20 protein-coding genes are annotated in these 18,312 nt (G+C 72.7%); 4 read left to right on the forward strand and 16 right to left on the reverse strand.

Annotated features, from left to right (window positions below; all coding sequences use genetic code 11):
- Positions 1–293 precede the first annotated feature (293 nt).
- Together VGB14_19520 and VGB14_19525 are read right to left on the reverse strand one after the other, a co-directional pair.
- On the reverse strand, positions 294–986 hold the full coding sequence (locus VGB14_19520) for a CDP-alcohol phosphatidyltransferase family protein (GenBank protein ID HEX9995123.1): 693 nt from the start codon (positions 984–986) through the stop codon (positions 294–296).
- A 76-nt stretch (positions 987–1,062) separates the two neighbouring features.
- The gene (locus tag VGB14_19525; GenBank protein ID HEX9995124.1) at positions 1,063–3,459 is read right to left on the reverse strand and encodes an amino acid permease; all 2,397 of its coding nucleotides are present in this window, start codon (positions 3,457–3,459) and stop codon (positions 1,063–1,065) included.
- 112 nt (positions 3,460–3,571) lie between these two features.
- Here VGB14_19525 and fusA point away from each other — a divergent pair, with 112 nt between their 5' ends.
- On the forward strand, positions 3,572–5,632 hold the full coding sequence (fusA, locus tag VGB14_19530; protein ID HEX9995125.1) for an elongation factor G: 2,061 nt from the start codon (positions 3,572–3,574) through the stop codon (positions 5,630–5,632).
- Positions 5,633–5,636: 4 nt separating this feature from the next.
- A complete protein-coding gene (locus VGB14_19535; protein HEX9995126.1) occupies positions 5,637–6,167 on the forward strand; it encodes a hypothetical protein in 531 nt (176 codons plus the stop codon).
- A gap of 36 nt (positions 6,168–6,203) precedes the next feature.
- On the opposite strand, the gene VGB14_19540 is transcribed toward VGB14_19535, so the two are convergent.
- A complete protein-coding gene (locus VGB14_19540; GenBank protein ID HEX9995127.1) occupies positions 6,204–6,965 on the reverse strand; it encodes a class I SAM-dependent methyltransferase in 762 nt (253 codons plus the stop codon).
- A gap of 35 nt (positions 6,966–7,000) precedes the next feature.
- Positions 7,001–7,348 carry a hypothetical protein gene (locus tag VGB14_19545; protein ID HEX9995128.1) on the reverse strand — a complete coding sequence of 116 codons (348 nt, stop codon included), beginning with the start codon at positions 7,346–7,348 and terminating at the stop codon, positions 7,001–7,003.
- A 67-nt stretch (positions 7,349–7,415) separates the two neighbouring features.
- Between VGB14_19545 and VGB14_19550 the strand changes: the two genes are divergently transcribed.
- Entirely contained in the window at positions 7,416–8,420 is a 1,005-nt protein-coding gene (locus VGB14_19550) for a hypothetical protein (protein ID HEX9995129.1), read from the forward strand.
- Positions 8,421–8,433: 13 nt separating this feature from the next.
- Here VGB14_19550 and VGB14_19555 read toward each other — a convergent pair whose 3' ends face one another.
- The 8 genes from VGB14_19555 to VGB14_19590 form a co-directional block, all read right to left on the reverse strand.
- On the reverse strand, positions 8,434–8,925 hold the full coding sequence (locus VGB14_19555) for a hypothetical protein (GenBank protein HEX9995130.1): 492 nt from the start codon (positions 8,923–8,925) through the stop codon (positions 8,434–8,436).
- Between the two features lie 100 nt (positions 8,926–9,025).
- Positions 9,026–9,553, reverse strand: coding sequence for a hypothetical protein (locus tag VGB14_19560; GenBank protein HEX9995131.1), 528 nt, complete (start codon positions 9,551–9,553; stop codon positions 9,026–9,028).
- Between the two features lie 161 nt (positions 9,554–9,714).
- Positions 9,715–10,602 carry a hypothetical protein gene (locus VGB14_19565; GenBank protein ID HEX9995132.1) on the reverse strand — a complete coding sequence of 296 codons (888 nt, stop codon included), beginning with the start codon at positions 10,600–10,602 and terminating at the stop codon, positions 9,715–9,717.
- A gap of 203 nt (positions 10,603–10,805) precedes the next feature.
- On the reverse strand, positions 10,806–11,318 hold the full coding sequence (locus VGB14_19570) for an HIT domain-containing protein (protein HEX9995133.1): 513 nt from the start codon (positions 11,316–11,318) through the stop codon (positions 10,806–10,808).
- Between the two features lie 55 nt (positions 11,319–11,373).
- Positions 11,374–13,335: a threonine--tRNA ligase gene (gene thrS / locus VGB14_19575; protein ID HEX9995134.1), complete on the reverse strand. Its 1,962-nt coding sequence runs from the start codon at positions 13,333–13,335 to the stop codon at positions 11,374–11,376.
- Positions 13,336–13,386: 51 nt separating this feature from the next.
- A complete protein-coding gene (gene cysS / locus VGB14_19580) occupies positions 13,387–14,505 on the reverse strand; it encodes a cysteine--tRNA ligase (protein ID HEX9995135.1) in 1,119 nt (372 codons plus the stop codon).
- The gene (gene npdG, locus VGB14_19585) at positions 14,502–15,158 is read right to left on the reverse strand and encodes an NADPH-dependent F420 reductase (protein HEX9995136.1); all 657 of its coding nucleotides are present in this window, start codon (positions 15,156–15,158) and stop codon (positions 14,502–14,504) included. Before npdG ends, cysS begins: the two co-directional genes overlap by 4 nt.
- A 35-nt stretch (positions 15,159–15,193) precedes the next feature.
- Entirely contained in the window at positions 15,194–15,550 is a 357-nt protein-coding gene (locus VGB14_19590) for a VOC family protein (GenBank protein ID HEX9995137.1), read from the reverse strand.
- An 88-nt stretch (positions 15,551–15,638) separates the two neighbouring features.
- Between VGB14_19590 and fabI the strand changes: the two genes are divergently transcribed.
- Positions 15,639–16,406 (forward strand): enoyl-ACP reductase FabI, encoded by a 768-nt coding sequence (gene fabI / locus VGB14_19595; protein ID HEX9995138.1) that lies wholly within the window; start codon positions 15,639–15,641, stop codon positions 16,404–16,406.
- On the opposite strand, the gene VGB14_19600 is transcribed toward fabI, so the two are convergent.
- The 4 genes from VGB14_19600 to VGB14_19615 form a co-directional block, all read right to left on the reverse strand.
- Complete coding sequence (locus VGB14_19600; GenBank protein HEX9995139.1) at positions 16,403–16,813, reverse strand: type II toxin-antitoxin system VapC family toxin; 411 nt, start codon at positions 16,811–16,813, stop codon at positions 16,403–16,405. The two genes, fabI and VGB14_19600, sit on opposite strands and share 4 nt — an antisense overlap.
- Positions 16,803–17,081, reverse strand: coding sequence for a type II toxin-antitoxin system prevent-host-death family antitoxin (locus VGB14_19605; protein ID HEX9995140.1), 279 nt, complete (start codon positions 17,079–17,081; stop codon positions 16,803–16,805). Before VGB14_19605 ends, VGB14_19600 begins: the two co-directional genes overlap by 11 nt.
- A 16-nt stretch (positions 17,082–17,097) precedes the next feature.
- Positions 17,098–17,865 (reverse strand): class I SAM-dependent methyltransferase, encoded by a 768-nt coding sequence (locus VGB14_19610; GenBank protein ID HEX9995141.1) that lies wholly within the window; start codon positions 17,863–17,865, stop codon positions 17,098–17,100.
- Positions 17,862–18,312 (reverse strand): CBS domain-containing protein (locus VGB14_19615; protein ID HEX9995142.1); only part of this gene is annotated, 451 nt, incomplete at its 5' end. The genes VGB14_19615 and VGB14_19610, both read right to left, overlap by 4 nt.

The following is an 18,312-nucleotide window of genomic DNA, read 5'->3' on the forward strand; positions in this document are numbered from 1 at the left end:
CCGGCCAGGGCAGGGCCCGGCCGACGGCCGACCCGGCCTGGTAGGCGAGCAGGGACCGGCTGGCCATCAGGCCGCTCCGGCCCGGCCCGGGCCCGGGACCGCCGGGCAGGGGGCCGTCGAGCGGCGGGCGCCCACGCCCGGGCCGGCCGGGCGGAGCCGCGCCGGACGGTGTGCGCCCGCGCCCGGGCCGGCCGGGCGGACCCGCGCCGGACGGCCTGCGCCCGCGCGGGCGGGGGCGGGGGACGTGGGGGGTCGGCGCACCGCCGGGCGCGACGGGCGGCGGGCGGGCGGGGTCAGCGGCGCCAGCGGGCCCGCAGCTCGGGGCTGCTGCGGCGCCGCCAGGCCCTGGTGGTCGTCCGCGCCGTGCGCCGGCGCCAGCGGCTCGGCACCTCGGGCGCCGGCCGGGGGACCGACGCCTGGCGCCAGACCTTCACGAACCGCTGCACGGCCGTGACCAGGGTGAGCACCAGCATCACGGCCAGCACGACGGCCAGCACCGAGTCGAACAGGAGGCCGAGGGCGAGCAGGATGATCCGCTCGGCCCGCTCCATCAGGCCGCCTCTCGCCTCGAACCCGAGCGACTCGGCTTTGGCCCGCTCGTAGGAGATCAGCATCGAGGCGGCCAGCACGGCGAGCGGGAGGACGGCCATGTGGCCGCCGTCGCGGGAGGCGAGGAACCAGGCGACGCCGCCGAACAGCAAGGCGTCGGTGACCCGGTCGGCCACCGAGTCGAAGAAGGCGCCTCTCGGCGACGCCGTGCCCGACGCCTTGGCCACGGCGCCGTCGAGCATGTCCGGCACGGCGCACAGCACGAGCAGCAGCAGGCCGGCCCGCAGGGCGCCGTTGGCGATGGCGATCGATGCGCCGACCGCGAGCACCAGGCCGCTGGCGGTGAGGTGATCGGCCGTCAGGCCGGTGCGGCGGATGTTGGTGCCGACGGGGCGCAGGCCCCGCTCGAAGCTCGTCCGCCACCGTCCGTCGAACATCGGGCGCTCCCGGTCCAGGGGGTGGGTCCTCTGGTGAAACTACCAGCGGCCCCGGACCCTTCCCATGGATGGCGACTCAGTCGCCGGGCGGCGCCACCAGCTCGTAGCGGGGGTTGAGGACGGCGATCCGGCCCCGGTGCTCCCCGACCACGCCCTCGACGACCAGCTTGGTCCCCGGCTCCACGCCGGGCACGTGCCGGCGGCCGAGGAACACGATCAGCAGCCGGCCGGTGCCGTCGTCGACCGTGCACTCGAGCGTGGGGGCCGACCCCCAGGGCTGGACCCGGACGGACTGCACCCGCCCGCCGACCCTGACCCGCTGGCGGAACGTGACCGACGAGATCGGCGCCAGCCCGTCGCGGGTGACGGCCGGCCCCGTGCCGCCCCCGCCGACGGTGGCCGCCTGGTCGGCCGCCTTGACCTGGACCATCGCCTTGGCCGCGTGGTGCACGGCGGCGTCGGGCGCGGCCCGGCCGACGTGGTACGGGACGATCGTGACGTTGGCGTGGGGCAGGGTGGAGAGGACCTCCTCCAGCTCGTCGGAGGTCCGGTCGTGCAGCACCCGGTGCCACAGCCCCTTGAACCGCCGCCGCGGGATCAGGATGGTGACCTCCGTCTGGCCGTCGGCCAGGTACTCGGCGACCACCTCGAGCGCCCGGCGGGCGAGGCGGCGGTCCGGGCAGTCGACGATCTGGAGGGGCAGGGCGGCGAGGCCCAGCCGTCGCCACGTCGTGGCCAGGTCCTTCGCCCTGGCCAGGTCGACGGCGATGTGGACGGCGCCGAGCTCGTCGGGCGCGAGCGTGCGGGCGTACTGGATCGCCCGGGCGGCGGCGAGGTCGAGGTTGCCGACGAATACCAGCACCACGTGGCGGCGGAGGATCGGCGCCTCGGCCGCCTTCGGCGCGTCCCGCTCCAGCTCCGCGTCCTCCGCCGTGTACTGCCGGTTCAGCCGGACGAGCAGGGCGACGACGGCCGGGACCAGCACGATCACCACCCAGGCGCCCCTCGTGAACTGCGTCAGGCCGAGGATCAGCGCGACCGTGAACGAGATCACCCCGCCGACGGCGTTGACGAACAGGCCCCACCGCCAGCCCTGCTCCTTGATCCGCACGTGGTGGCGGGCCATGCCGGCCTGGGACATCGTGAACGACGTGAACACCCCGATGGCGTAGAGCGGGATCAGCCGCTCGACCCGGGCGTCGGTGGCCACGACCAGCACGGCCGACACCGCCGACAGGGCGATCATCCCGTTCGAGAACACCAGCCGGTGACCCCGCTTGGTCAGCTGGCGGGGCAGGAAGTTGTCGCCGGCGGCGAACGACGCCAGCCGGGGGAAGTCCGCGTAGGACGTGTTGGCGGCGAGGACGAGGATCAGGACCGTCCCCGTCTGGAGCGCGTAGAAGCCGACGTGGCCGAGGGCCGTGTCGCTGTAGACCAGCTTGCCGATCTGGGCGATGACGGTGGGGCTGCCCTCCTCGAACGGGATCGTGTGGAGGTGGGCGGCCAGGGCGGAGAGGCCGAAGAACATGACGCCGAGGGCCGAGCCCATGATGACGAGCGTGGTGCGGGCGTTGCGCCACTCGGGCGCCCGGAAGGCGGGGACGCCGTTCGAGATGGCCTCGACGCCGGTCACCGCGGAACCCCCGGAGGCGAAGGCCCGGAGCACGATGAACAGCGACGCCCCGAACAGCAGGCCGGTGCCGGCGCCGTCGCCCAGCTCGAGCATGCCCTCAACGCCGCTCTCGCCCTGCGGGAGGTCGCCGAAGCCCCAGCGGAACAGCCCCACGCCGAGCAGCACCGCCATGTTGGCGATGAAGAAGTAGGTGGGGACGGCGAAGACCTTCCCCGACTCGCGCACCCCCCGCAGGTTCCCGAACAGGATCAGCGCGATGAAGAACAGCGCGATCGGCACCCGCCAGGCGATGAGGGGGTGGGCGGCCGAGGCGAGCGCGGCGCTGCCGGCGGCCACCGACACGGCGACCGTCAGCACGTAGCCGACCAGCAGGGACACGCCGGCGACCTGGGCCGGGATGATGCCGAAGTTGTCCTTCGTGACGACGTAGGCGCCGCCGGCCGAGGGATAGGCCTTGATCGTCTGCCGGTACGACACGATCAGCAGGGCCAGCACGACCAGCATGGCGATCGTGATGGGCAGGACGAGGGAGAAGGCGGCCAGGCCGATGACCGGTACGAGGACCCGCAGGATCTCCTCGGTGGCGTAGGCCGACGACGACAGGTTGTCCGACGCGAACACGGCCAGCGCCGTCGGCTTGCCGAGGCGCTCGTGGGCCAGCTGGTCGGTGTGCAGCGGCGGCCCGAGGAGCTTGTTCTTGACCCGGTAGGCGACGCTGTCGGGGAGCGCCGCCGCGTCGAGGTCCGGCAGGTGGCGCGGCTCCAGGCGGCGGGGCCCGAGGGGCACCTGCCCGGCGCCGTTGCCGACGGCGCCGACCTGGTCGTGGTCGAGCTCGGTCACTGGCCGTCGAACCTACCAGCGGGGTGTGACAGGACCCCTGGCCGTCGGGCGGTTCGGGCGCGGGGTGGGGTCTAGGCTGGCGCTCCCGACGAACGACGCAGGGGGTTGGCGCGTGAAGAGCTTCCCGGCCGGCAAGGTCCGCAACGTGGTGCTGGTGGGGCACGGCGGCGCGGGGAAGACCACGCTGGCCGAGTCCCTGCTGCACTGCGCCGGCGTCACGAACCGCATGGGCCGGGTCGAGGACGGCACCACCGTGACCGACTTCGACCCGGAGGAGCAGAAGCGGGGGCTGTCCCTGTCCCTCGCGCTCGCGCCGTTCGAGTGGAAGGGGCACAAGGTCAACCTGCTCGACACGCCGGGCTACGCCGACTTCATCGGCGACGTGCACGCCGCCCTGCGGGTCGCCGACCTGGCCGTCTTCGTCGTGAGCGCCGTCGAGGGCGTCGAGGTCCAGACCGAGGTCATCTGGAAGGCGGCCACCGCCATCGGCATCCCCCGGATGGTGTTCGTCAACAAGCTCGACCGGGAGCGGGCGTCGTTCCAGCGCACCCTCGACCAGCTCATCGACCGGTTCGGCGCCGGGATCGCCCCCCTCGAGCTCCCGATCGGCGAGGAGACCTCGTTCCGGGGCGTCGCCGACCTGCTCACCGACCGGGCCTACGTGTACGACGGCGGCAAGGTCGACGCCGGGCCGATCCCGGGCGACATGGAGGAGCAGGAGCACCAGGTGAGGGACAGCCTGGTCGAGGGCATCGTCGTCGCCGACGACACGCTCCTCGAGCGCTACCTGGAGGGCGACGTCCCGTCCTCCGAGGAGCTCGAGCGCACGCTCGCCCTCGGCGTCGCCGGCGCCAGCGTCTTCCCGGTCGTGTGCGGCTCGGCCACCACCGGGATCGGCATCGACCGCCTCGCCGACCTCGTGTGCGAGATCGGCCCGTCGCCCACCGACCGCCCGCCCGTCGAGGTCACCGCCGGCGACCAGGCCGTCGAGGTCAAGCCCGACCCGAGCGGCGACCCGCTGGCGTTCGTGTTCAAGACCGTGGCCGACCCCTACGTCGGCCAGATCTCGATGTTCAAGGTGCTCTCGGGCACGATCCGGCCCGACGCCCACCTCACCAACACCCGCAGCGGCGCCGACGAGCGCCTCCACGGGCTGTTCACCCTGCGGGGGAAGGAGCAGGAGGGCGTCCCCGAGGTCGTCGCCGGCGACATCGCCGCCGTCGCCAAGCTCTCCTCCACCGCCACCGGCGACACCCTCGCCCCCAAGGGCACGCCCGTGCGGGTCCCCGGGTTCGAGCGGCCCGACCCCGTCCTGTCGGTCGCCATCGTCGCCCGCACCCAGGCCGACGAGGACAAGCTCGCCAACGCCCTCCACCGCCTCCAGGAGGAGGACCCGGCGCTCGTCGTCGAGCGCAACGAGGAGACCAGGCAGACGCTCCTGCGGGGGACGGGCGAGACCCACCTCACCATCGCCCTGGAGAAGCTGGCCAGGAAGTTCGGCGTGGAGGTCGCCACCCAGGACGTGCGGGTCCCCTACCGGGAGACGATCACGGGCAAGGCCGAGGCCGAGGGCAAGTACAAGAAGCAGTCCGGCGGGCACGGCCAGTTCGGCGTCGCCTGGCTGCGGGTCGAGCCGCTGGAGCGGGGCGGCGGGTTCGAGTTCGTCGACCAGATCGTCGGCGGCGCCATCCCCCGCCAGTTCATCCCGGCCGTGCAGAAGGGCGTCGAGGACACGATGGGCCAGGGCGGCGTGTTCGGCTACCCGGTCGTCGACGTCCGGGTCACCTGCTTCGACGGCAAGTACCACCCGGTCGACTCGTCCGAGATGAGCTTCAAGACGGCCGGGCGCATCGGGTTCAAGGAGGCCATGGCCAAGGCCGGGCCGGTCCTGCTGGAGCCGATCTCGCTCCTCGAGGTCACGGTCCCGGCCGAGTACCAGGGCGACGTGATGGGCGACCTGAACGCCCGCAGGGGCCGGGTGCAGGGCACCGAGCCGGCCGGCGACGGCGAGCAGGTCATCACGGCCATGGTCCCGACCTCGGAGATCATGCGCTACGCCATCGACCTGCGGTCGATGACCGGCGGCCGCGGCCGGTTCACGGCCCGCCACGACCACTACGACCTGATGCCCGCCCACCTCGTCGACAAGGTGAAGCGCGCGGACGAGGAGTAGGCCAGTGGGCGACGAGTGGCTGTCGTCGGTGTGGCCGCCGGACGCGACCGTCGCCCTGCGCTCCTACCCCCGGCGGTTCCGGGCGCTGCTCGCCGCCCTCGACGAGGACGAGCGGCCCGACGACCTCGCCCACCGGCCCGGCCCGGATGGGCGGTCGGCGCTCGACGCCGCCGCCGACGCCGCCGCGACGTTCCGGCTGGTGGCCGACGCCGTCCGCCTGGTGGCGAGCGCCGACCGGCCGGACGTGCCGGCGGGCGCGGCGGCCGAGGCCGACCGCGCGCCGGTCCCGGTCGGCGGCAGCCGGACGACCGAGGGCGTGCTCGGCGAGCTGGCCGCCGCGGCCGAGGCCCTGGCGTCGATGGCCGGCGAGGTGGCTGCGGAGGACTGGCGGCGCACGGGCGTGGTCGCCGGCACGGGCCGGGAGGTGACGGCGCTCGACCTGCTCAGGGAGGCGGTGCGGACGGGCCGGGCCCGGCTGCACGACGCCCAGGCGACCTTGTCCGCCGTCCGGGGCCGGCCGGTGGAGCTGGAGTAGGCGCCGGCCGGCCGGTGGCGTAGCCGGTGGCGCTCCTCAGCGGCGGCGGGCGACCCAGACGTCCTCGGTGGGCCACTGGCGGGCCCAGTCCAGGGTGACGAACGGGAAGCCGGTGGTCGCCGTGGCCGGCGGCCGCAGCTCGGCCAGCGCCTCGATCTCGAACCCGCACTCCCGCAGGAGCCGGACCCACTCGCCGTGGGGCAGGTGGAACTCGACGGACGCGTCGCCGGGCCACTCGACCCGGCACATGTCGAAGTAGGGCCGCTTCAGCGTGCGGTCGGCGGGCACGTCGTCCTCGTCGGGCACGCAGAGCATGAGGAGCGGGGCGTTGCCGAGGAACACCAGCCGGCCGCCGGGCCGGAGGAGGCGGGCCGCCTCGGGGATCCACCGGTACGGGTCGGCCCAGATGGCGGCGCCGTACTCGCTGACGACCAGGTCGAAGGACGCGTCGCGCAGCGGCACCCGCTCCCCCGCCGCCCGCACCAGCGGGAACCGGACCCCGAACTCTTCCTGGAGGGCGGCCGCCGTCGCCAGCTGGGCGGCCGTCGGGTCCACGCCGACGGGGCGGGCACCGCGGCGGGCGAGCCAGGCCGACACGTAGCCCGTGCCGCAGCCCAGCTCCACGACGTCGGTGCCGTCGACCGGCGGCAGCAGCCGTGCGTCGTCCTCCGGGATGCTCCAGATGCCCCAGGTGATCTCGTCGGCCGCCCACGCCCGCCGGCCGTACTCGGCGTACGCCGGCGCCATCGAGGTCCAGTGGGCCTGGTTGCGGGCCACGTGGTCCTCGGGGGCGCTCACCTCCGGAGGCTACGGCCCCGGTGGCGCCGGCGGCGCTAGCGGCGGTCGGTGTTGTTGACCTCGGCGTCCGGGTCGGGGACGTCGGGGTCGATCTCGTTGGCCTTGGCGTGGAGGTCGCGGGCCTCGGCGGCCTGCCGCTCGGCTTCGGCCCGCTGCTGCTCGGCGGCCAGCTGCTCCTGGCGGGCCCTGGCCGCGCGGGCCTGGGCCTCGCCCGCCTGCTGCTCCGCCTCGAGCTGGCTGGCGTACGCCATGCGGCGGTGCTCCTCGGCTTCGGCCCGCTGGCGCTCGACGGCCTGGGCGCTGCGGCGGCGGGCGAGGAACACGACTGCGGCCACCACCACCACGGCGAGGATGACGAGGATGACGATCAGTGCGGTGTCCACGGCGCGAAACGTGCCCACCGGACGGCCGCCCGACACACGGGCCGTCGCTGGCGTACCATCGCCGCCCGTGGCGCGGTCTCGAGCCGAGGCCCGGGCACTCGCCCGGCCGGGCACCGTCGTGGTGGCGGCCGCCCTCCTGTCGGTCCTCCTCGCCGTCCCCGCGCTGGCCACCGGGTACCGCTCGCTGACGGAGTACCCGGTGCGGTCGCAGAGCGTCCCCGAGGGCATCGCCGCCGGCCCCCGTGGCCGGGTGTGGTTCACGGAGTTCGCCGGCAACCGGATCGGGCGCATCTCCCCGGACGGCGTGGTCACGGAGTTCCGGATCCCGACCCCGGCGAGCTACCCGACCGACATCGTCGCCGGCCCCGACGACGCCATGTGGTTCACCGAGATCGGCCAGCGGGACAAGGTCGGCCGCATCGACGCGTCCGGCCGGATCACCGAGTTCTCGACGCCGAGCCCGCACGCCGACCCGGCCGCCATCACGCTCGGCCCCGACGGCAACCTCTGGGTCGTCGAGCAGTTCGTCAACGACATCGCCCGGCTCACGCCGTCCGGCCACTTCACCGAGTTCCACCTGCCGACGCCGCACACGTTCCCGAGCGCCATCACGACCGGCCCCGACGGCAACCTCTGGTACACCGCCAACGACCGGGTCGGCCGGATCACGCCCGACGGCGTCGCCACCGAGTTCCTCGTGCCGACCCCCGGCTCCGGGCCGGACGGGATCACCGCCGGGCCCGACGGCAACGTCTGGTTCACCGAGTACGCCGAGTTCGAGGGCAACCGGATCGGGCGGATCACGCCCGACGGCGACATCACGGAGTTCCCCATCCCGACCCCCCGCAGCGGGCCGGCCGGCATCGTCACCGGCTCGGACGGGAACCTCTGGTTCACCGAGCAGTTCACCGGGAAGATCGGGCGGATCACGCCGTCGGGGGTGATCACCGAGTTCCCGATCCACACCCCCGACAGCCTGCCGTTCGGCATCACGGCCGGGGGCGACGGCCGGGTGTGGTTCACCGAGCTCGGCGGCGACGCCGTCGGGGCCATCACGCCGCCGTCCGGCTGACGCTCCGCGCCGTTCAGGCGAGGTCCGACCAGTCCTCGGGGTTGTCCTCGACGAAGTGCTCGAGCACGCCGCCGTCGACGGCGTCGACGAGCACGAGGCCCCGCTTGGTCGGCGGCTCGTCGGCGGAGTAGAGGAGGATGCGCCAGGTCGGGCGGCTGCGCAGGCCCCGCCAGCCGAGCGTGGCCGAGGCGTGGCCGACCGGGAAGCCGACCTCGCGGACGGCGGCGACGAGCGCGTCCCGCTCGTCGAACACGGTGTCCTGGCCGGCGAGGAAGTGGTAGCCGGCGACGAGGGCGAGGATGACCGCGGCGACGAGCACGCCGCCGTTCACGAGCACCGGGTCGCCGCCCCTCGTGACCGCCCAGGTGGCCGCGCACAGCCCGGCGATGACGAGGTAGACGGTGCCGACGACCCGGCGCCGGTTGTTGTTCGGGAACGTGTACGGCCCGGCGACGGCGGTGACGTCGAGGTCCGCCGGCAGCTCGTCCCGATGCTCGTCGCTCATGCCCACGGTGTGACACCAGCCGCTTTCCTGGCGCAGAAGTTAGTGAGCACGCGAGTTACCAGCAAACACACGGCGTGCAAACTCCCACTGTGTTCGTGACCTACACCAGTTCCGTGGTCCACGAGCTCTCAAGGAACCGCGTGAACAGTCGCCCAGTCTCCGTTACAGAGAACCCCCGCTGGCGCCGTCCCCCCTCGGCTAGGTCGGCCCAATCAACCAACAATCCCATCCCGCACAGGTCCACACATACCGCGACAGCCAGCCGGGACGACACAGGATCGAACATCGCAGCAACGAAGTCCGCCGTGACCGGCACTCTTCCGCGAATCTCGTGCCTGCCCAACCTGTCGCTTTCCGCGATGTCAGCTTGCGCTTTGGCAATACCTACCAACGCCACCAAGTGGGAACCAGCGAGCCGGCTCACGTAAGACGAAAACATTCTCCGGACAGAGGAGTCAGGGCGGACCGTGAGCGCACTTGAAACTAGGAAATTTCTAAGATACTCAAGCTTGATCTCATCGTCAGTCTTAACCGCCTCGTCCATAGCCCACTCGAACACGGTGAGAAACTCATCAGACTCCACCATAAGGTCGTCGACCGTATGCCCGGCGTTCGCGATCTCGTCCACTCGATCACTAACCGATGACAGGAAACTTTCAATCCGCCGGAACCTCCGCTCCAGGGCGCGGTCCGAGAGGAGCGTCGCAATTCCCCCGGTCCAGGGAGCCGTCGAGAGTACGAAGCGCAAAACTGGAGATGTAGCGAGCCTTTCGATATTTCCTCCACTCACTACAGCATCCCGCCTGCTACATTGACATCCCCGAACAGGGCCGGGAAGAATCGCTGCAGGATGAGACTCTTATAGAAACCCATGACGGGGGCACTGAGGTCGGCCAGGTCCACGGGCCTCAATGGCGCGTCCTTATCTCCTGTCGACAACTCAAACTTCATGTCGATATCGCGCTGAGTCACGTTCCAGGGCGCCTCAAAGGTCACCCAGCACTGTCGAGTGGAGCCTGCAACCTCTTTGTTGAACCCGACCTTGATATCACCGCGCAGGATGTCCTCCATCTGTAGGACATCAAACGCCGCTTTGAACTTCGGATCGTCCCCAATACGTGCTAGACGAGCGAAGATTGTTGGGTTCTTCACGTCGTCGGCTTCGTTTCCGATGCGTGTACCAAGATGGATCGTCTGATTGAGAGTGGCGGTCACGCGCGTCGGAGTGAATCCCATCGCGATCAGGGAGTGCTCGGCGGTGACGTACTGCCCATCGGGGCCTGTTGGGAACAAGTTCCACAACACAGACCGAATGAGGTCCAGACTTTCCACCAACTCCCGGATCTGGTGTCGCCCTTTTGTCAATACCAGCCGGTCGCGGTACAGGTTCATCAGAAATCCATACATCGGGTTCTCCAACGCCATTACAGCCCACGGCGCCTCGTCGGTGACCCCACTCCCGACCTCCGCCCGAAGACTTCGCAACTCGCAGTATGGATGAGGTTCCACGACACCTGCGGCGGCGTGTAGTAGCTTTCCCGCGAGCCTCTCGCGATCGGCTGCAGATGCGAAGAGCGGAAGAAAGCTAATAGTGAAATGGAAGGTCTTCAACGGCAGCAAGAAGCGTGGATTGACCCCAGATGAAAAGGAGTTCCAGTCAAACCCCTGCCCGTTCATTCGGTAACCTCCCCCGAAGCAATCGACCGATAGCTGCTCAAGTGAACACGTGAAGCAGCTGAACGGCCCGGCCCGTAGATTCACGATGTCGTACTTGTGAGACACACCAGCGTTCAACGCGTAAACCCCGTGACCCACCATCCGGGCACGTACTATCGTACTGCCGTAGCGAGCGCTCAGGTGATACCGGCGATACGCCGTCGTCAGGACGGCCAGGCGGCGCGGAGGCGGGACCAGGTGTCGGGCAGGGCCTCGGGGAGGACCCTCGTCTCCGCCGCGACGGTCATGAAGTTGGTGTCGCCGTCCCACCTCGGCACGGCGTGGACGTGGACGTGGCCGGGCACGCCGGCGCCGGCCGGGCGGCCGAGGTTGACGCCGAGGTTCAGGCCGTGCGGGCGGTAGGCCGCCTTGATGGCCCGGACGGCGTCGGTGACCGCCGACCACAGCTCGGCCGCCTCGTCGGGGGCCAGGTCCTCCAGGTCGGCGACGTGGCGGCGGGGCATGACCATCAGGTGCCCGCTCGAGTACGGGTAGGCGTTGAGCAGCGCCGCGCACCGCTCGCCCCGCCACAGCACGTACGTCCGCTCGGGGGGCTCCTCGCTCGCGAGGATCCGGCAGAACACGCAGCCGTCGTCGCCCGGGTCCTCGGCCGGCTCGTCGGCGGCCGACGTCACGTAGGCCAGCCGCCAGCCGGCCCACAGCCGCTCGAGCGCCATCAGGTGCCGGACGCCGCCGCGGCCCCGGCCGCAGGGCGGACCGGCAGGACCGGCGTCATGCGAGCGGCTCCGCCACCTCGGCGGTCACCTCGGCCCGCAGGCGGTCCACGAAGTCGTCGACCGGCACGCCCCGCTCGACCTCGCCGCCGCGGGGGTTGACGCCGGCCGTGCCCGACTCGGCGTCCTCGTCGCCGACCACCAGCACGTACGGGATCTTCTCGAGCTTGGCCCAGCGGATGCGCCCGCCGAGCGGCTCGCCGGCGCCGACCGAGTCGGCCCGGAACCCCTCGGCCCGCAGGCGGTCGACCAGCCGGGACGCGTACGGCTCGTGCCCGTCCCGCACCGGCAGCACCCGCACCTGCACGGGCGACAGCCACACCGGCAGCGCGCCGGCGTAGTGCTCGAGGAGGATGCCGAAGAACCGCTCGACGGAGCCGAACAGGGCGCGGTGGATGACGCTCGGCCGGTGCCGCTGGTTGTCGGCGCCGACGAACTCGAGGTCGAAGCGCTGCGGGAGCTGGAAGTCGACCTGGAGGGTCGACAGCTGCCAGCGCCGGCCGATGGCGTCGCGCACGTGCACGTCGATCTTCGGCGCGTAGAACGCGCCCTCGCCCTCGGCGACGACGTAGGGCACGTCGGCCTGCTCCAGCGCGTAGCGCAGGGCGTCGGTGGCCTCGTCCCACTCCTCGGGCTCGCCCACGAACTTCTCCGGCCGCGTCGACAGCTCGGCCTCGAACTCCCGGAGGCCGAACGTGCGCAGCAGCCGCAGCACGAACGCGAGCAGCGACGCCAGCTCGCCCTCCAGCTGCTCGGGCGTGCAGAAGATGTGGCTGTCGTCCTGGGTGATGCCCCGCACCCTCGTGAGGCCGTGGACGACGCCCGAGCGCTCGAACCGGTACACCGTGCCGAACTCGAAGAGGCGCAGCGGCAGGTCGCGGTAGGACCGCTGCTGGCTCTTGTAGATCAGCATGTGCATCGGGCAGTTCATGGGCTTCGGGTAGTACGTCGCCCCCTCCATCTCCATGGGCGGGTACATGCCGTCGGCGTACCAGTCGAGGTGCCCGGAGATCTCGAACAGGGTCGACTTGGCGAGGTGCGGCGTCCACACGAAGGAGTAGCCGGCCCGCTCGTGCTCGGCCTTCGAGTAGTCCTCCATGAGCTTGCGGACGAGGCCGCCCTTGGGGTGGAACAGGGGCAGGCCGCCGCCGACCTCGGGCGGGAAGTGGAACAGGTCGAGCTCGACGCCGAGCCGGCGGTGGTCGCGCTTCTCGGCCTCCTCCAGGCGGTGCAGGTGCTCCTTCAGCGCCGCGTCGGACTCCCAGGCCGTCCCGTAGATGCGCTGGAGCATGGGGTTGCGCTCGTCGCCCCGCCAGTAGGCGCCGGCCACCCGCATGAGCTTGAAGTGGCCGAGGCGGCCCGTGTCCGGCACGTGCGGGCCGCGGCAGAGGTCGACGAACCGCGGCGGGTTGGCGTAGGTGCGGACGATGCCCGGCTCCGTCACCGACATCGGGTCCTCGGCCGCGCCGCGGATGATCTCGAGCTTGAACGGGTGGTCGGCGAAGAGCCGCTCGGCCTCGTCGTCCGGGATCTCGTCGCGGACGAAGGGCTGGCGCTCGGCGATGATCTCCCGCATGCGGGCCTCGATGCGGTCGAGGTCCTCGGGCGTGAACGTCCGGCCGTCGGGGAGCTGGAAGTCGTAGTAGAAGCCGTCCTCGACGGGCGGCCCGATGCCGAACGTGGCCCCCGGGAACAGGTCGAGCACGGCCTGGGCGAGCACGTGGGCCGTCGAGTGGCGGATCGTGTAGCGGCCCCGCTCCGAGCCGTCCGTGACGATGGCGACGGACGCGCCGTCGGGCAGCGGCGTGCCCAGGTCCCGCTCCTCGCCGTCGATCGTGGCGATCACGGCCGCCTTGGCCAGGCGCGGGCCGATCGCGGCCGCCAGGTCGGCGGCGGTGCTCCCGGCCGGCATCTCTCGCGAGGAGCCGTCGGGGAGCGAGATCACGATCTGGTCGGCCATCGGCCCGAGGCTACCGGCGCCGGTCGCGGCGCCCCGACGGGATTCCGGCGGTCAGGACAGGGCGACGCCGAGCAGCGCGGCGGCCGACGAGACGCCCCGGCCGTCCTTGGCCGCCCGGTCGACGGCGGCGACCGCGCCGGGGGTGTCGAGGTCGGCGTCGAGGCAGGACCGCACGTCGTCGAGGGCGCCGTCGCCCTCCCCCGCCGCCCGCCAGGCCGCCAGCCGCTCGGCCGCCTCCGGCATCAGGTCGTCGTCCCACTCCCACGAGTCGCGGTAGTGGTGGGCGACGATGGCCAGCCGGATGGCCATCGGGTCCCACGCCTGGCGCAGGTCGCTGACGAACACGAGGTTCCCGAGCGACTTCGACATCTTCTCGCCGTGCATCCGGACCATGGCCTGGTGCATCCAGTGGCGCACGAACGGCTCGCCGGTGGCCGCCTCGGACTGGGCCGCCTCGCACTCGTGGTGCGGGAAGATCAGGTCGGCGCCGCCGCCGTGCAGGTCGATGGTCGTGCCGAGCTCCCGCAGGGCGAGCGCCGAGCACTCGACGTGCCAGCCCGGCCGGCCCGGCCCCCACAGCGACTCCCACGCCGGCTCGTCCTCGGCCGACGGCTGCCACAGCACGAAGTCGAGCGGGTCGCGCTTGTCGGGGTCGCCGACGTTGCCGCCCCGCTCGGCGGCGAGCGCCAGCATCTCCTCGCGGCCGAGGTGGGAGACCTGGCCGAAGCGGTCGAAGGACCCGACGTCGAAGTAGACGCCCCCGCCCGACCGGTAGGCGTGGCCGCGGTCGAGCACCATGCCGATGAACCCGCGGATGTCGGGGATGGCCGAGGTCGCCCGGGGCTCGCTGAACATCGGGAGCAGGCCGAGGGCGCGCATGTCGTCGTCGAACCTGGCCGTCTCCGCGGCCGCGAGGTCGAGGTAGTGGACGCCCCGCTCCCGCGCCTTGCGGAGGATGTCGTCGTCGACGTCGGTGATGTTGCGCACGCAGCGGGTGTCGTGCCCGAGGTCCCGCAGGCGGCGCTGGAGCACGTCGTAGGCGACGTAGGTCGCGGCGTGGCCGATGTGGGTGGCGTCGTACGGCGTGATGCCGCACGTGTACATGGTGACCGTGGGCCCTGGCTCGAAGGGCACGACCGTGCGCCCGGCCGTGTCGTACAGGCGGATCACGTGCGGATGCCGGTGAAGCGGACGGCGGCCCTCGTCTTGTAGCGGATGTTCAGCTGGAGGAGCACCGACGTGAACGCCTCGACCGCCGCCGCGTTGGACAGCCGCCCGGCGTCGAGGGCCCGGAGGCCGGGGATGCGGTCGACGATCTCGGCCGTCTGCTTCGTCGCCTCCGGGTGGTCCGAGCACACGAGCACGTCGCCCTCGACGGGCGCGTCGACGGCCCCCAGCTCCCTCGCCGGCACGTGGTGCAGGGTGGCGGCGACGAGCGCACCGGGCAGGGCCGCCTGCACGCCGGCGGCGACCGAGCCTCTGGGCAGGAGGAGCGGCTGGAGCTCGTTCTCGACCTTCGCGATGGCGTTGGCGATCGAGATCACGACCTTGCCGTCGAGCGACGAGGCGACCGACGCCGCGGTGGACGCCGCCGCGTCCCACGGGGTGGAGACGACGACGACGTCGGCCCCGGCCGCCGTGGCGTTGTCGGCGCCGGCGAGGCGCAGCTCCCGGCCCGGCCACTTCCCGGCGAGGTCCTCGCAGATCTCCGCGGCCCGCTCGGCGGAACGGGACCCGATCACCACGTCGTAGCCGACGGAGGCGAGCCGCACCGAGAGCGCCGCTCCCGCCGGACCGGTCCCTCCGAGCACCCCGATCTGCACGGCGCCACCCTAACGGGCAGGCCCGTCGGCGCCGGTCAGCGACCGCGCAGGACGCAGAACTCGTTCCCCTCGGGGTCGGCCAGCACCACCCACGTCACGTCGCCCTGGCCGATGTCGACGCGGGTGGCGCCCAGGGCGAGGATGCGCTCCACCTCGGCGGCCTGGTCGTCGGGCCGGAGGTCGATGTGGAGGCGGTTCTTCACGGCCTTGCCCTCGGGCACCTCGATGAACAGCAGGGGGACGCCGGCGCTCCCCTCGGGCGGGGTCACCTCGATCTCGACCTCGTCCCCGCTCTCGTCGTGCACGGGCCAGTCGAGGACGTCGGACCAGAAGCGGGCGAGGGCGCGGGCGTCGTTGGCGTCGACGACCACCTGGGACATCGTGCTCGGCATGCCGCCACCGTAGCTACGTCACCGTTGATCTGTCAACACCGGTTACGAGGGCGGGTAACGGTCGGCGGCGCCCGCCGGTCGGACCGGCATGGCCCTCCTCGACGGCAAGCGCATCCTCGTCACCGGCGTGCTGACCGACGCGTCCCTCGCCTTCGGGGTCGCCCGCCTCGCCCAGGAGGAGGGCGCCGAGGTCGTGCTCACCGGGGCCGGGCGGGGCCTGTCGCTCACCCGGCGGACCGCCCGCAAGCTGCCGGCCGAGCCCGACGTGCTGGAGCTCGACGTCACCCAGGCCGCCCACGTCGAGGCCGTCCGCGACGCCCTCGCGTCGAGGTGGGGGCGGGTGGACGGCGCCCTCCACGCCATCGGGTTCGCGCCCCCGTCCTGCCTCGGCGGCGGCTTCCTCGACGCGCCATGGGAGGACGTGGCCGTCGCCCTCCAGATCTCGGCCTACTCGTTCAAGTCGCTGGCCGACGTGGTCGTGCCGCTGATGGACGGCGGCGGGTCGCTCGTCGGCCTCGACTTCGACGCCACCGTGGCCTGGCCGGCCTACGACTGGATGGGGGTGGCGAAGGCGGCGCTGGAGTCGACGTCGCGCTACCTGGCCCGCGAGCTCGGGCCGAAGGGCGTGCGGGTCAACCTCGTGGCCGCCGGCCCGGTGCGGACGATGGCGGCCCGGTCGATCCCCGGCTTCGAGCGCTTCGAGGACGTGTGGTCGGACCGGGCGCCGCTCGGCTGGGACATCACCGACCCGGACGCGGTGGCGAGGGCGTGCGTGGCGCTGCTGTCGGACTGGTTCCCGAAGACCACCGCCGAGATCGTCCACGTCGACGGCGGCTACCACGCCATGGGCGCCTAGGCGGTCGCCCCCGGCGCGGCCACGCGCAGGCCCATCGCCTCGGCCGCAGCGGCCATGCGCCGGTCGTAGGTCACGAGCGACGAGAGGGTCGGCCCGAGCAGGGCTGCGGTCGCGAGGTGGATGGCGTCGAGCGATCGGATGTCCATCGGCCCGAGGGTCGCGGCAGACGCCAGGACGCGGTCGGTCACCCGGATCAGGCGCAGGCGGTCGAGCACCGCGTGGGCGGCGCCGACGTGAGCCGGGCTCCCGAGGGCCACCGCTCGGACGACCTCGACACGAGCCAGCCCGCTGCTGACGAGCGGCCCGCGACGGCGAAGGTGGCGTCGCAGCACGTCCGACTCGGGCTCCAGCCGCACGAGCTTCACGATGGCCGACGAGTCGAGGTACGTCGGCCGGTCACCGCTCATCGGCGCGAAGCCGGGCCAGGACCGCCGACGGCGCCTCCTCACCCTCCTCGAGCGGGATCGGCGGGGGGAGGTCGCCGACCCTCCCGGAGCCCGCCGACACGTCGCCGGCGAGCTCGAGCCGTTCGAGGGGCGACAGCTCGGACGGCACCGGAGTGAGCAGCGCCACCGGGCGGCCCCGATCGGTGACCTCGATCGTCTCGCCGGCCTCGACGCGGCGGAGCAGCTCGCTCGCGCGTTGGCGCAGCTCCCTGATCCCGACCGACGTCATGTGTTACTCGTAGCACTTACCGGCGGCTGGTGGCGAGGACGACGCAGTCGTAGGTCATCGGCACCGTGCCGCCGAGGCGGTCGGCGGCCTCGCCCACGGCGGCGTGGAGGGCCTGGCGCTGCTCGTCCGGGAGCACGCGGTGGTCGCTGTGGGTGCCCAGCTGGTCGAGCCACTCGGCCGTCGTGTACGTCCGCCGCCACGGGTACGAGCGCTCCTCGGGCCGGTCGAAGGCGCCGGTGGCGACGAGCGCGTCGGCGTACGGGCGGAGCTCGTCGCCGCTCGGCGTGCCCGGCCTCGGCGCCGAGCCCACGAGGTGCGGCGCGAGGCGGACGTAGACGGCGTCGAACGCGTCGGCGGTGCGGTCGTCGTGCCGGCCGACGTTCCACACGAGCGCCAGCCGGCCGCCGGGCCGCAGCGCCTCGGCCGCCCGCGCCGCGCCCGCCTCCGGGTCGATCCAGTGCCACGACTGGCCGGCGACCAGCAGGTCGAACCGCCGGCCGGCCGGCTCCCAGGCCTCGAACGCCGCCACCTCGACCGCGATCCCCCGGCGCCGGGCGACGGCCGCCATCCGGGGGTCGGGCTCGACGCCCACCACCCGGCAGCCCCGCTCGACGAGCGGGCCGCCCAGCTTGCCGGTGCCGCAGCCCACGTCGAGCACCAGCCCGGGCCCGCCGGCCACCAGGTCCTCGTACAGCGCCGCCGGGTAGTCGGGGCGGGCCCGGTCGTAGCGCTCGGCGTCGGCCCCGAACGATCCGGCCCGGCGACGGTCGTGGTGGAACGTCACCGCCGGCCGCGGGCCGGGGCCGGCTCCTCCTCGCGGTCGGTCTCGTCCCGGATCGCCCCGACCAGCTGCTCGACCACGTCCTCCAGGGTCACGACGCCGACCTTCGCGCCGGCGCGGTCGACGACCAGCGCGAAGTGGAGCCGGGCCCGGCGCATGGCCCGCAGCACCTGCTCCAGGGTGCGGTCCTCGGGGCTCACGACCATCCGCCGCAGCAGCCGGTGGGGCAGGCGCCGGCCCCGCAGCTCCGGGCCGAGGCGCAGCAGGTCCTTGGCGTGGACGAACCCGACCACCTCGTCGCCCTCGTCCACCACCGGCAGCCGGGAGTGGCCGCTGTCCATCACCACCCGCTCGAGCTCGGCCACCGTCGCCGAGCGGGGGACGGTGACCACCCGGTCCCACGGGACCATCACCGTCGACACGGAGCGGGCCTGGAAGCGGAGGGCGCCG

It is taken from the genome of Acidimicrobiales bacterium (assembly GCA_036399815.1).
Classification (GTDB): Bacteria; Actinomycetota; Acidimicrobiia; order Acidimicrobiales; family DASWMK01; genus DASWMK01.

Coding starts and splice junctions, on each gene's coding strand:
- VGB14_19520 (HEX9995123.1), bottom strand. CDS start 986: ATGTTCGACGGACGGTGGCGGACGAGCTTCGAGCGGGGCCTGCGCCCC.
- fabI (HEX9995138.1), top strand. CDS start 15,639: ATGGCCCTCCTCGACGGCAAGCGCATCCTCGTCACCGGCGTGCTGACC.
- VGB14_19555 (HEX9995130.1), bottom strand. CDS start 8,925: ATGAGCGACGAGCATCGGGACGAGCTGCCGGCGGACCTCGACGTCACC.
- VGB14_19565 (HEX9995132.1), bottom strand. CDS start 10,602: ATGAACGGGCAGGGGTTTGACTGGAACTCCTTTTCATCTGGGGTCAAT.
- VGB14_19570 (HEX9995133.1), bottom strand. CDS start 11,318: ATGGCGCTCGAGCGGCTGTGGGCCGGCTGGCGGCTGGCCTACGTGACG.
- thrS (HEX9995134.1), bottom strand. CDS start 13,335: ATGGCCGACCAGATCGTGATCTCGCTCCCCGACGGCTCCTCGCGAGAG.
- VGB14_19605 (HEX9995140.1), bottom strand. CDS start 17,081: ATGACGTCGGTCGGGATCAGGGAGCTGCGCCAACGCGCGAGCGAGCTG.
- VGB14_19590 (HEX9995137.1), bottom strand. CDS start 15,550: ATGCCGAGCACGATGTCCCAGGTGGTCGTCGACGCCAACGACGCCCGC.
- VGB14_19600 (HEX9995139.1), bottom strand. CDS start 16,813: ATGAGCGGTGACCGGCCGACGTACCTCGACTCGTCGGCCATCGTGAAG.